Consider the following 12,946-nt stretch of genomic DNA (forward strand, 5'->3'; position numbering starts at 1 on the left):
CGTCTGAAGCACCCAATGAAGGGACGCCAGCGAATGACCACGGTGGTGAAGCCAACCGGCCCGAGTCGTGAGGAGTTCTCGGACCGTTTGCTGAAGGGCTCGGTCAAGAAGTCCTACGAGCCCATCGTGGACATCGATTGGGACGCCCCGCTGGATCCGGACAAGTTCTATCTGCCGCCGCGGCTGGTGTCCTTGTACAACACGCCGATGTGGGACGAAATGACCCGCGAGCAACAAATCGATTTGTCGCGCCAGGAACTGGTCAACACGCTCTCGGCCGGGATCTGGTTCGAGAACATGCTCAACCAGTCGTTGTTGCGGACCATCCTGCACGAGGACCCGACGAGCTCCTCGACGCACTACAAGTTGACCGAGCTGGGCGACGAGACCCGCCACATGGTCATGTTCGGCAAGGCGATCGAGCGGGTCGGCGCCAAGCCGGTGCGGCCGCGGCTTTTCCACCGGTGGATCATCAACGCCCTGCCGCTGGCGTTCCAGCGCGGCTCGATGCTGTGGATCGCCGCGCTGATCGGCGAGGAGATCTTCGACTCGCTGCAGCGGCAGATGATGGACGACCCGGAATTGCAGCCAATCATCCAGCGCCTCATGCGGATTCACGTCACCGAGGAAGCGCGCCACATTCAGTTCGCCCGGGACGGCGCCCGCAAGCGTGTCACCGAGATGCCACGGCTCAACCGGTGGTTCATGGCCAACATCAACGGGCTGGGCGGCTACTTCTTCAACTACCTGTTCAGCAACCCTGTCCCCTACGCCCGGGTGGGTCTGGACTCGAAGCGGGCCCGCAGGATCGCGCGCACCAGCCCGCACCGCCGCGAGATGCAGGTCGCCGGGTTCGCTCCCCTGGCGGCGTTTTTGACCGAGGTGGGCCTGCTGGGGCCCATCGCGCGCCGCGGCTGGAAGCGCAGCAGGTTTTTGTGACCCACCACGTCATGGTCGTCGGCCAGTGTGCCGGCGGCGGATGCGCGCGGGCGGCGCTGCAGGCGGCGGGCGTCGCCGATGTCGCGACGCTCGGGCGCGACGTCCCGGCCGCACGATTCGACGACGACACCGACACCTGGGTGCTCACGACGGCCGAGGGCGAAACGACGCGGGCCCGCGTCGTCATCGCCGCGAGCCGACCGGCGCAGGCCCCGTGGCTGCCCGACATCCCTGGGCGCGACGGCTTCCGCGGCGAATCGTTTCACGCGGCGCAGTGGCCACCCGGCTTCGACGCGACCGGTAAGCGCGTCGCGATCGTCGGCGCCGACGCCACCGCCGGTCACCACCTGCCCCGGCTGGCCGCGTCGGCGGCCGCGGTCACCGTGTTCGCGCACCCGCCGCGGCGGATAGTCGACGAGTTGCCGCTCCCCGCCACCCGCGTCAGGCGCTGGCTGGGCCGGCGCCTCCGGCCGGCCGCCACCTCGGAGCCGCGGGTCGCGCTGGTGCGGTCGGCCATCAGCGCCGTCACCGCGTCGGGCATCCGCACCGGCGACGGGGCCGAGCACGGCGTCGACGCCATCGTCTACGGCACCGGGTTCGCCGTCCCCGGTCGCACACCGGAGGCGGCGCTGCTCGGCCCCGGCGGCGTGAGCGCCGGCCAGCTCTGGGCCGACGGCACCGAGCCCTACTTCGGGGTCGCCGTCCACGGCCTGCCCAACTACTTCTTCATCGACGGCCCCGGCGTCGACGCGCAGGCGCGCTACATCGCCGACTGCGTCGGCCTGATGCAACGCACCGACAGCACTCGCATCGAGGTGCGGCGCAGCAGCTACCAGGTCTTCAACGAGCGCGCCTACCTGCAACCCGCCCAGCCCCAACCGGTGGCGTCGGCGTTCGAACTGACCGCCGGCGCCGGCCGGGATGCGACCTATGAGGGCGCGGCCACGCTGACGATCGCCGGCGCCGAGCACCCGGTGCGGGTGCGGCTCGCGGGCCACCTGGACCCGATCGACGGCCGCTACCACTGGCAAGGCACGGTTTTCGGCGCGGCGGCCCTCAACGACACGAGGACCGCCACCCTGACGGTCGGCGAGCGCAGCGCGGCTGCGCGCGTCGTCGAGCAGACCCCGTGGGGCACGCACACGGTCGCCGGGGTCGGCTCCCCGCCGTACGCACTGCGCTAGCAGCCACGGATTCTGCGCCGTTTGCTGCGCGCCGCACCATCGCTGGTTTGCCGACGGTGGCGGACGGGTAATCCTTTTACTCTAATTTTCATCTCAAAGGGGAGGCTGGCACGCGCGCTGAGCGGATTGGTCCGGCGCGCGTGTGTGCTGCGGCAGGCGAGCCGTCGCGGCGTGGGTGTGCCGCCGAGGGGGGCGGATTCTCCAGCAATTAGCCGGGCGGGAATTCGAGGAGCGGGGATATGGGAGTGGAAGGCCGAACTACGACATTGCGCCCGCCTTCTTTTCAGTTCCGATTCCATGCGCCTAAATTGCTATTGAGACACGCGCACTTGCGTGGCGCTGTTTCGGACGTCGAGATCGGCGAGGATGGAGCCCTGAACCGAAAGGGGTGGCTGCGTTGAGCGCAGTAGCTGAGTCCCCGAGTTCGCTCGCCGTGGCGACGCGAACGGACGAGTCGGTCGTCATCCTCACGGTCGAGGGTCAGCTCGACGCCAGCAGTTCCCCGGCGCTTCGCGACATGATCATGAAGACCACCCTCGACCAGCCGTCCGCGGTCATCGTCAACGTCTCCAAACTTCACGTGCCCGCGGAATCGACGTGGTCGAGCTTCATCGGGGTGCGCTGGCAGGTTCATACCCGGCCCGACGTCCCGATCGTGCTGGTCTGCGCCGATCGCGCCGCCCGCGAGGCGATCACGCGCAGCGGCGTGGCCCGCTTCATGCCGGTGTACGCGAACGAGAAGGGGGCGATGAAGGCGCTCGGCCGGCTCACCAGCCGCACCGTGCAGCACGCCGACGCCGAGTTGCCCGCCAACCTGACCAGCCTGCGCGAGTCGCGCCGGCTGGTCCGCGAGTGGCTCACCGCCTGGTCGCAATCCGCGCTCATCCCGGTGGCGTTGGTGGTGGTCAACGTGTTCGTCGAGAACGTGCTGGAACACACCGGAAGCGTGCCGATGATGCGGGTCGAGACCGACGGCACGACCGCGACCATCGCGGTCTCCGACGCCAGCAGCACGCCCGCGCTGCGACTGCCGTCGCCGGACAAGGGCATCGACGTCTCCGGGCTGGCTATCGTCGACGCGCTGTCGCGCGCCTGGGGCAGCACCCCCACCTCGTCGGGCAAGACGGTGTGGGCCGTCATCGGGCCCGAGAACCAGCTCTGACCGCCTTACGCCTTGTTCGGGAGCCCTCGCACGGGTAAAAGTAGAACACGTTCTAATCTGGTGTGACGGTCCCTCGAGGAAGGCAGATGACGTGCGGTTCACCTACGCAGAGGCGATGACGGACTTTCGCTATTACATCCCGCTGGCCAAGGCGGCGGAGGCGGCCGGCTATCACGCCATGACGATCGCCGACAGCATCGCCTACCCCTTCGAGTCCGATTCGAAGTATCCGTACACGCCCGACGGGAATCGGGAGTTTCTGGACGGCAAGGAGTTCATCGAAACCTTCGTGCTCACATCGGCATTGGGTGCGGTGACCTCGACGCTGCGGTTCAACTTCTTCGTCCTCAAGCTACCCATCCGGCCGCCGGCGCTGGTGGCCAAGCAGATCGGTTCGCTGGCCGCCATGACCGACAACCGGGTCGGATTCGGCGTGGGAACCAGTCCGTGGCCCGAAGACTACGAGCTGCTGGGCGTCCCATTTGCCAAGCGCGGCAAGCGAATGGACGAATGCATCGAAATCATCCAGGGTCTCACCACGGGTGACTACTTCGAATTCCACGGCGAGTTCTACGACATCCCCAAGACCAAGATGACCCCGGCCCCCACCAAGCCGATCCCGATCCTGATCGGCGGGCACGCTGACGCCGCGCTGCGCCGGGCGGCGCGGTTGGACGGCTGGATGCACGGCGGGGGCGACCCGGCGGAACTCGACGGGCTGATCGCCAAGCTCAAGCGGTTCCGCGAGGAGGAGGGCAAGACCGGCCCGTTCGAGATTCACGTGATCTCGGTCGACGGCTTCACGGTCGACGGCGTCAAGCGGCTCGAGGACAAGGGCGTCACCGACGTGATCGTCGGCTTCCGCATCCCCTACATCATGGGCAAGGACACCGAGCCGCTGGACAACAAGATCCGCAACCTGGAGATGTTCGCGGAGAACGTGATCGCGAAAGTCTAGCCCTCACAGCGGCGGTCGCGAGCGCGGCGAAGCCGGGCGCTGGGGGTACCCCCGCGGAGCTGGGGGACGGGCGGCCGCCAAACCTCACAGCGGCGGTCGCGAGCGCGGCGAAGCCGGGCGAGACGGGCCGCCGCCAAACCTCACAGCTGCGGTCGCGAGCGCGGCGAAGCCGGGCGAGACGGGCCGCCGCCAAACCTCACAGCGGCGGTCGCGAGCGCGGCGAAGCCGGGCGAGACGGGCCGCCGCCAAACCTCACAGCGGATCCCACGTGGGTGCGCGCTTCTCCATGTGCGCCCTGGCCGCCTCGGTCGGGTTGTTGGTGAATCCGGTGAGGATCTGGGTGCGGTTCTCCAGCTCGATGGCGTGGCGCAGGCTCGGCGCGTCCAGCGCCGCGTTGAGCCCAATCTTGGTCTGCCACACGCCATACGCGTTGTTCGCGGCGATCTCGCGGGCTTTGCGCAGCGCCGCCGCCATCAGCTCATCGGCCGCCACCACCTCGTGCACCAGCTTGATGCGATACGCCTCGTCCGCGTCGATGATGCGACCGGTCAGCATCAGCTCTCGCGCGACGCCCGCGCCGACGATCTTGGGCAGCAGGTAGCTGGTGCCCATGTCCATCGACGAGAAGCCGGCCTTGATGAACACCGATCCGAACCGGGCGTGCTCGGAAGCGACGCGGATGTCGCTGACAAGCGTGAAGGCCAACCCGCCCCCGACGGCGACGCCGTTGACCGCGGCGATCACCGGGGTGGGCAGCTCGTAGAGCCGGGTGAACAAGTCGGCCAGGCGAACCTGGCTGTCGTAGTTGACCTTGAACGCCGGGGTGTTCGCTTTCGGCTTGGTCCAGGCTTCGCCGGTGCCGCTCAGGTCGGCCCCGGCGCAGAATCCCCGTCCGGCGCCGGTCAGGATCGCGACCCGGTAGTCACCGCCGCCGAGCGCGTCCAGGGCTTGGTCCACGCCGTCGATCAGCGCCCCGTCGATCGCGTTCAGCCGCTCGGGCCGGTTCAGCGTGATGCGGGCGATGTTGTCCTCGAGAGTTTCGAATTCCACTGCGGGCATCCCCAAACCGTAGGGGACATCGGTTTTTATCGGGGAGGCATACCGTGGTTTTGCCGCCTAACGAAGGAGAAGCCATGGCACGCACCGAGGGTGACACCTGGGACCTGGCCAACAGCGTCGGGGCCACGGCCACCATGGTCGCCGCCGCGCGAGCGGCCGCGACCCGCAGGCCGCAGCCGGTGATCACCGACGAGTACGCCGAGCCGCTCGTCCGCGCCGTCGGGCTCGACGTGTTCACCAAGTTGGCCAGCGGCGAGCTGGATTCCGACGACATCGAGAGGGACGTCGGATTCCCCCGAATTGTCGACACGTTCGCGGCCCGGGCCCGGTTCTACGACGACTACTTCGCCGCCGCCGGCAAGGAGGGTGTGCGCCAGGTCGTGATCCTCGCCTCCGGGCTGGACGCCCGCCCGTACCGCCTCGCGTGGCCGGCCGGGACGACGGTGTACGAGATCGATCAGCCCGAGGTGATCGCCTTCAAGACCGCGACGCTGTCGGCCGCCGGCGCGGCCCCCACCGCCGAACTCCGCACGATCGGCATCGATCTTCGCGAGGATTGGCCGGCGGCGCTCCAGGACGCGGGCTTCGACCCCGCCCAGCCCACCGCGTGGCTGGCCGAGGGCGTGCTCATCGGTTGGCTGCCGCCGGAGGCCGAAGTCCGCCTGCTGGACTCGATCACCCCGCTGTCGAGCGAGGGCAGCCGGTTCGCCGCCGACTTCGGCTCGCTCAATGACGGTTCGCAGCAGGCACAACAGGAGGCGCGGCGCACGGCCGAGGGCTGGCGACGGCAGGGGCTCGACATGGACATCGCCGCGCTGACCTATCCGGGCGAGCACACCGACGTGGCCGCGCACCTGCGCGCCGACGGGTGGGACACGACCACGTTTTCGCTCGCCGACCTGTTCGCCGCGGCCGCCCTGCCGCCGCTGGACGAGCACGGGCAGCAGGGCGCGGCCGCGAGGATCACGTTCCTGCGGGCCGTCCGGCCCTAGCCCCGAAAGTGCAACTGCCGACACCCCTTCTCGAGGAACGCGTCGGTAGTTGCACTCTGGCGGTCACGCGGACCGCTTGGCGAGCCACTCGGCCTGCATGACCAGCAGTGCCATCACCTCCAATTGCGGTGTGGCGGGGTCGAGTTCGCGGTAGCGCTGGTAGACGTTGACGACGACCCGCTCGGCGTCCAGCCAGCTCGCGTACTCGCCGAGGTCGATGGTGTCCGCGGCCTGGGCCCAGGACAGCCCCCTGCGGTGGGCGGCCTCGGCGTGTTCGGCGACGTGCGCGAGATAGCCACGGACGGCGCGGATCCCGTCGGGATCGGTGACCGGGCCGTGGCCCGGCACGACGGTTGGCGCGTCGAGAGCGATCATCACGTCGCACGCCCTGATCCAGTTGGCGATCGGTCCGGCCCACACGATGGGGGTGCAGCCGATGAAGAGCAGGTCGCCGCCGAACAACACGCCCGCGTCGGGGACGTGCACCACCGAGTCCGCCGCCGTGTGAGCCGGGCCGAGATTAAGCAGATCGACCCGCCGGCCGCCGACGTCGATCGTCAGCTCGTAGTCGAACGTCTGGTCGGCGTTGCGCACGGTGATGCCGCTGAAGTCGAAGTGCCCGAAGCGATCCCGCGCGTACGGCGTCGCGACGGGACCGAGGTTGGCGGTCTGCACCATGGCCAGCATCTCGGGCGCCATCCCGTGCGCGATCTCGTCGGCGGTCCCCCGCGCGGCGAGGATGCGCACCGACGCGTCGAGCAGTTGGTTGCCGTGGGTGTGGTCGCCGTTGGAATGCGTGATCAGGGCGTCGGTGATGGGGGCGGCCGTGGTGATGGGCTTCATCGCGTCGAGCATCTCGCGGGTCAGCGCCAGGTCGAACAGCGTGTCGACGAGCAGCGACGCGCCGTCGCCGGCCACCAGTCCGGCGTTGCTCCACCCGTAGCCCCCGTCGGGCAGCGTCCACGCCCACACGCGGTCGGCGACCTCGTGCAGTCCGCGGGTGTACGGGACCTTGGCGGGAGCGTGATTGACCCGCGTGGGGGCGGGCGCGGCGTCCGGGTTGGGCCGGGCGGGCAACGGGTGCGGCGCTGCGCTGGAGCGCACGGTCTGCCGGGTCTCCCCCAGGCCGTCGACGCGCAGGATGACGACGTCGCCGTCGCGCAGCCAGCCGGGAAACGATTCCAGCGCAGCGGGATTGAGGTGCTCGACGAGCGTGCAGGTCGGCACCGTCCCGGAGCCGATGACGTCGCCGGGGGTCAGCGTCACGCCGCGCGAGACGTAGGAGATGACCTCGCCGAAGGTCCAGTCCATCTGGGCGGTCGACCCCGAACCGATCACGGTGTCGTTGACCATGGCGGTCACCTGCAGGTCGAGCCTGCCGTCGCGGCGGTGCGGCGCCAGCTCGTCGGGCGTGACGAGGTACGGGCCCAGCGTGACCCCGCTGTCCTTGCCCTTGCCCTGCCCGATCGCGAGTTGGCCCTCCAGCTGCTGCAGGTCCCGCGCGGACCAGTCGTTGAAGATGGTGTAGCCGATGATGGCGCGTTCGGCTTGCTCGACGGTCAGATCGCGGCCCGCGGTGCCGATCACCGCGGCGATCTCCAATTCGAAGTCCTGCCAAGCGCTCCCGGGCGCCATCGGCGCGTCGTCGTGAGGGCCCAAAACAGTTGCCGGGCAGGCGAAATAGAAGGCGGGAATGCGGTACCAGGTATCGGCGAGCGTCCGCCCGGCGCCCAGCGCCGCCTGACAGTTGCGCATGTGGTCCAAAAAGCACAGCGAGTCGCGGATCGACGGCGGGCGCGGGATCGGCGCCGCCAGCCTCACCTGGTCGAGCCGCACCACCGCCGACGGCGACCGCAGCGCGTCCTCGCCGGCCTCGCGCAGCCCGTCGGTGCCGCGCCCGATCAGCTCGAGCAGCGTCAACTCCGGCGGCGCCGCGAATATGTCCGCACCCGCGAGGACGCCGGCGCGTTCGCCGTCGTCACCGTGGAAGGTCACCCACTTCACTCGCGCACCACCTCACTTGGTTTCTTGTCCGGCCGCAGCCCGCGCCAACTCGATTGGCGCAACCGGTCATCCGGGGTCCACTCGCTGTAGCGCACCTCGCCGACCAGGACCGGCTCGACGTACGTCACGCCCCGCGCTTCGATCCTGGGGAGCGGCGGGTCGAACGGCGACCGGTCGGTCTGCAGCGGCGCCAGCGTCTTCTTCAGCTTCGCCAGGTCCCGCTCCGTGAAGCCGGTGCCGACGCGCCCGGCGAAGCGCAGCCCGCCGGGCGCCGGGATGCCCATCAGCAGCGAGCCGATGCCGCTGGTGCGTCCGCCCTCCCCTGCCTTCCAGCCGCCGATGACGACCTCTTGGGTGTTCCAGTTCTTGTCCTTGATCCACGCCGCCGAACGCCGGCCCGGCTGATACGTCCCGTCCCGCTTCTTGGCGACCACGCCCTCCCAGCCGTGCTTGCGCGAGTGCTCGAGCGCCTGCGCGCCATCCCCGGGCAGCAGGTCGGGAACGATCAGATTGCCCGCACTGGCAAGGGTTTCCAGCAGCTTGCGCCGGTCCTGGTAGCGCGCCCGCAGCAGCGAGCGGCCGTCGAGGTAGAGCAAATCGAACGCCCAGTACTCGACGCGGGCGCCGCGGCCCCGATTCTGCATCTCGTGGAAGCTGGGCACCCCGTTGTCGTCCAGGATGACCGCCTCGCCGTCCAGCACGACGTGATGGTCGGCCAGATCGGCCGCCAGCGAACGCAATTGGGGATATTCCTTGGTGACCTCGCGGCCGCGGCGGGACCGGATCCGCAAGGCGCCGTGATCGGCCTCCACCAGGATCCGGTAGCCGTCCCACTTGCCTTCGAACGCCCACTGACCGGCTTTGAAGGCTGCCACCGAGCCCTCCGAGGCGAGCATCGGCGTGATGGTGTCGAACTCGAAGACCTTCTGATCCTTCATCCGGTGCGCCAGCCACTGGTCGCCGTTGGTCTGAATCAGCGCGTAGCGCCCGGAGATCCGGTTGCCGTGCAGGTTGACGATGACCTCGTCGTCGAGAAACTTCTCGGCCTCGTAGGTGCCGGCGTCCCAGATGACGACCTTGCCGGCGCCGTATTCGCCCGTGGGGATGTTCCCCTCGAACGAGCCGTATTCCAGCGGGTGATCCTCGGTGTGCACCGCCAGGTGGTTGACCGACGTCGTCTCGGGCAGGTTCTTGGGCACCGCCCACGACACCAGCACACCATCGCGCTCCAGCCGGAAATCGTAATGCAGCCGCCGGGCGTGGTGCTCCTGGATCACGAACGTATTGCCTTGGCCGGTAACGGGTTTCCCGGCCGGGACCGGCTCGGGAGTCTTCGACGCGTCCCGCATGCTGCGATACTTGCTGAGCCGGTCGCTGACCGGTGCGTCCGCATCCAGCGCCGCCAGGAGGTCGCCGTCGCGCGCCACGCGGTCGAGCACCTCGTCGTACCGCAGGTGGCGCAGATCGGGATCCTCGAGCTCCTCCCAGGTGCGCGGCGCCGCGACGGTCGGCTGTTCGCGCCCGCGCAGCGAGTACGGCGCGATGGTGGTCTTCGAGCCGTTGTTCTGGCTCCAGTCGAGGAACACCTTGCCCGCCCGCAGGCTCTTGGTCATGGTCGAGGTGACCAGCTTGGGCATCGACTGCTCCAGTTGCTGGGCAACGCGTTTGGCCAGCACCGTGGCGCCCTTGCTGCTGACCGGGTTGTCCAGCGGCGCATAGAGGTGCAAACCCTTGCTGCCGCTGGTGAGCGGGAAAAGGGTGAGGCCGATATCGCTCATCAGATCCCGCACGGCGTGGGCCACCTCGCACAGCTGGGGCATCGTCACGCCCTCGCCGGGATCGAGGTCGAACACCAAACGCGTTGCCGGGCCGGGCTTGAGCTCCTCGGCCCTGCTTCGGGTCCACTCGGCGACGAACCGCCACTGCGGCACGTGCACCTCCAGCGCGGCCTGCTGTGCGATCCAGGCCAGCCCGTCGGGGCTGTCGATGATCGGATAGGTCGTCGTCCCGGACCGGTGGGTGACGCTGGCGCGCGGCAGCCAGTCCGGCGCCGAGGAGGCCAGCTGCTTTTCGAAGAACGACTCCTGCTCGACGCCGTTGGGCCAGCGCTTGCGGGTGGCCGCGCGCCCGGCGACGTGCGGCAGCATCACCTCGGCGATGCGGGTGTAGTAGTCGAAGACCTCCCCTTTGGTGGTTCCCGTCGCCGGATACAGCACCTTGTCCGCGTTGGTCAGCTTGACCCGCGCCGGCGCCGTTGAAGCCATGATCTCAACCTACGTGTTTTCGCCCGTCCCGCGCCGGTACCGTCGACAGCGTGGTCCGGCTGAGCAGCGCCACCCTGGGGCGGCTGCCGATCGCGACACCGAGCTATGACCGTGACGGCGTCGTGGTCGGCATCGCCCACTTCGGGGTCGGGGGGTTTCACCGCGCCCATCAGGCCGCGTACCTCGACACCCTGCTCGAGCGTGGGATGGCGCGGGAATGGGGCATCTGCGGCATCGGCGTGCTGCCGGCCGACCGCCGGATGCGCGACGTGCTGCGGGCCCAGGACAACCTGTACACGCTGGTGCTGGAAGATCCCGGCGGCAACCGCGAGGCGCGGGTGATCGGCTCGATCGTCGAGTACCGCTACGCACCCGACGATCCCGCGGCGACGATCGAGCGACTGGCCGCACCCGCGACCCGCATCATCTCGATGACCATCACCGAGGGCGGCTACCAGATCAGGGACCCGGGCTCGGTTTTCGGCCTGGTCGCCGAGGCGCTGGCCCGCCGTCGGGACCGCGGCATCGCGGCGCCGACGATTGTCTCGTGCGACAACATCGAACACAACGGCGACGTCGCGCGCGGCGCGGTCCTCGCGCACGCCGAGGCGCTGCAACCCGGCCTGGCCGACTGGGTCGCCGAGCACGCGCGGTTCCCCTGCTCGATGGTGGACCGCATCACGCCGGTCACCACGCCGGACATCGTCGCCACCGTGGAGCGCGACTTCGGCGTCGCCGACGAGTGGCCGGTACTGGCCGAGGCGTTCGCCGCGTGGGTGCTCGAGGACGATTTCGCCGACGGCAGGCCGCCGCTCGACGAGGCGGGCGTGCTGTTGGTCGACGACGTGGCCCCGTACGAGGCGATGAAGCTGCGGCTGCTCAACGCCGGACACCAGTGCCTGTGCTACTTCGCGGCGCTGTGCGGGTACCGCATGGTGCACGACGCGGCACGCGACCCGCTGTTGGCCGAATTGCTGTTGGCCTATTTCGATTCCGAGGCGGTGCCGACGCTGCGCGCCGTCCCCGGTATCGACCTGCGCGCCTATACCCGCGGGCTCATCGAGCGCTTCGCCAACCCCGGGGTGCGCGACACCGTGGCACGGCTGTGCGCCTACTCCTCGGACCGCATCCCGAAATGGCTGCTGCCGGTGGTCCGCGACAACCTGCGCGCCGGCGGCCCGATCCGGCTGGCGGCGGCGACCGTCGCGAGTTGGGCGCGCTACGCCGAGGGGGTAGACGAGCGCGGCGAACCCATCGAGGTCGTCGACAACATGGCGGAGCTCGTGACGGCGGCAGCGCGGGCGCAGCGGCTGCACCCGACCGCCTTCATCGAGAACGCGGAACTGTTCGGCGACCTCGCGCGGCAGCCGCGCTTCGTCGAGGCCTACCGCCAGGCACTGGATTCGCTGCACGCCCGCGGGGCGCGGGCGACCCTGGACTGGTTGCTGAACGGGTCGGGCGGATGACCCGCGGGCTGGTGATCGGTGAGGCGTTGATCGACATCGTCGACCACGTCGAACACGTCGGCGGAAGCCCGCTGAACGTCGCCGTCGGACTCGCCCGGCTGGGCCGCGGTGTCGACTTTTTGACGCGCATCGGCGACGACGAACGCGGCCGCCGCATCGCCGAATACGTCAAACGCTCTGGTGCGCAACTGGTTCCGGGAAGCACGTCGGCGGACAGGACGCCGACCGCGGTGGCGACGATCGCGGCTGACGGGTCGGCGGCCTACACGTTCGACCTGGACTGGCAGCTGTCCGGCACTCCCGAAGTCACGCCGCCGCTGTTTGCGCACACCGGATCGATTGCCGCCGTGCGTGAGCCCGGCTGCCTCGCGGTCGCGGCGCTGCTCGACGCGTACCGGGTGTCGGCCACCCTCACGTTCGACCCCAACGTGCGCGCGTCGTTCATCGCCGACGGCGATATGGCTCGCGACCGCATCGCCCGCCTCGTCGAGCGCAGCGACATCGTCAAGGCCAGCGACGAGGACCTGAGGTGGATCGATCCCGAGCACGAACCCGAGTGGACCGCCCGGGCGTGGCTGGCGTCGGGACCCGCGGTGGTCGTCGTGACCATGGGTGAGCGGGGCGCCCTGGCGTTCTGCGAGGCCGGGCGGGCCCGGGTGGCCGCCAGGCCGGTCGCGGTGGTGGACACCGTCGGCGCCGGCGACGCGTTCATGGTCGGCCTGCTCGACGCGCTCTGGGGGTTTCTCGGGGCCGACCGGCGGGCCGCCCTGCGCCGGATCGGGCTCGATGCGCTGACGGCGGCGCTCGAGTTCGCCAGCCTGATGTCGGCGCTCACCGTCGGCCGCGCCGGCGCCGACCTCCCCGACCGCGCCGCCCTGCAGGCCCATTCCACCGGGACGGGAAATTAGCTGTGCCCGA

10 protein-coding genes are annotated in these 12,946 nt (G+C 69.6%); 7 read left to right on the plus strand and 3 right to left on the minus strand.

Going from position 1 to position 12,946, the window contains the following annotated elements; all coding sequences use genetic code 11:
* Positions 1-33 precede the first annotated feature (33 nt).
* The 4 genes from AWB89_RS16325 (at position 34) to AWB89_RS16340 (ending at position 4,243) form a co-directional block, all read left to right on the plus strand.
* Complete coding sequence (locus AWB89_RS16325) at positions 34-939, plus strand: AurF N-oxygenase family protein (protein ID WP_085175053.1); 906 nt, start codon at positions 34-36, stop codon at positions 937-939.
* 11 nt (positions 940-950) lie between these two features.
* Entirely contained in the window at positions 951-2,123 is a 1,173-nt protein-coding gene (locus AWB89_RS16330) for a DUF4873 domain-containing protein (protein ID WP_085175091.1), read from the plus strand.
* Between the two features lie 397 nt (positions 2,124-2,520).
* Positions 2,521-3,285 carry an STAS domain-containing protein gene (locus AWB89_RS16335; protein ID WP_085099798.1) on the plus strand — a complete coding sequence of 255 codons (765 nt, stop codon included), beginning with the start codon at positions 2,521-2,523 and terminating at the stop codon, positions 3,283-3,285.
* A 91-nt stretch (positions 3,286-3,376) separates the two neighbouring features.
* Positions 3,377-4,243: an LLM class flavin-dependent oxidoreductase gene (locus AWB89_RS16340; protein ID WP_085098862.1), complete on the plus strand. Its 867-nt coding sequence runs from the start codon at positions 3,377-3,379 to the stop codon at positions 4,241-4,243.
* Positions 4,244-4,495: 252 nt separating this feature from the next.
* Here AWB89_RS16340 and AWB89_RS16345 read toward each other — a convergent pair whose 3' ends face one another.
* Complete coding sequence (locus AWB89_RS16345; protein WP_174627841.1) at positions 4,496-5,293, minus strand: enoyl-CoA hydratase/isomerase family protein; 798 nt, start codon at positions 5,291-5,293, stop codon at positions 4,496-4,498.
* Between the two features lie 83 nt (positions 5,294-5,376).
* Between AWB89_RS16345 and AWB89_RS16350 the strand changes: the two genes are divergently transcribed.
* Positions 5,377-6,294 carry a class I SAM-dependent methyltransferase gene (locus tag AWB89_RS16350; RefSeq protein WP_085175057.1) on the plus strand — a complete coding sequence of 306 codons (918 nt, stop codon included), beginning with the start codon at positions 5,377-5,379 and terminating at the stop codon, positions 6,292-6,294.
* A 63-nt stretch (positions 6,295-6,357) separates the two neighbouring features.
* On the opposite strand, the gene AWB89_RS16355 is transcribed toward AWB89_RS16350, so the two are convergent.
* Together AWB89_RS16355 and AWB89_RS16360 are read right to left on the minus strand one after the other, a co-directional pair.
* Positions 6,358-8,298 carry a fumarylacetoacetate hydrolase family protein gene (locus AWB89_RS16355; protein ID WP_085175060.1) on the minus strand — a complete coding sequence of 647 codons (1,941 nt, stop codon included), beginning with the start codon at positions 8,296-8,298 and terminating at the stop codon, positions 6,358-6,360.
* A complete protein-coding gene (locus AWB89_RS16360; RefSeq protein ID WP_085175062.1) occupies positions 8,295-10,562 on the minus strand; it encodes an ATP-dependent DNA ligase in 2,268 nt (755 codons plus the stop codon). The genes AWB89_RS16355 and AWB89_RS16360 overlap by 4 nt, the downstream gene beginning before the upstream one ends.
* A 50-nt stretch (positions 10,563-10,612) precedes the next feature.
* Between AWB89_RS16360 and AWB89_RS16365 the strand changes: the two genes are divergently transcribed.
* Complete coding sequence (locus tag AWB89_RS16365; RefSeq protein ID WP_241520515.1) at positions 10,613-12,028, plus strand: mannitol dehydrogenase family protein; 1,416 nt, start codon at positions 10,613-10,615, stop codon at positions 12,026-12,028.
* On the plus strand, positions 12,025-12,936 hold the full coding sequence (locus AWB89_RS16370; RefSeq protein ID WP_085175064.1) for a carbohydrate kinase family protein: 912 nt from the start codon (positions 12,025-12,027) through the stop codon (positions 12,934-12,936). Before AWB89_RS16365 ends, AWB89_RS16370 begins: the two co-directional genes overlap by 4 nt.
* The last annotated feature ends 10 nt before the right edge of the window (positions 12,937-12,946 follow it).

It is taken from the genome of Mycobacterium paraense (assembly GCF_002101815.1).
Lineage (GTDB): Bacteria > Actinomycetota > Actinomycetes > Mycobacteriales > Mycobacteriaceae > Mycobacterium > Mycobacterium paraense.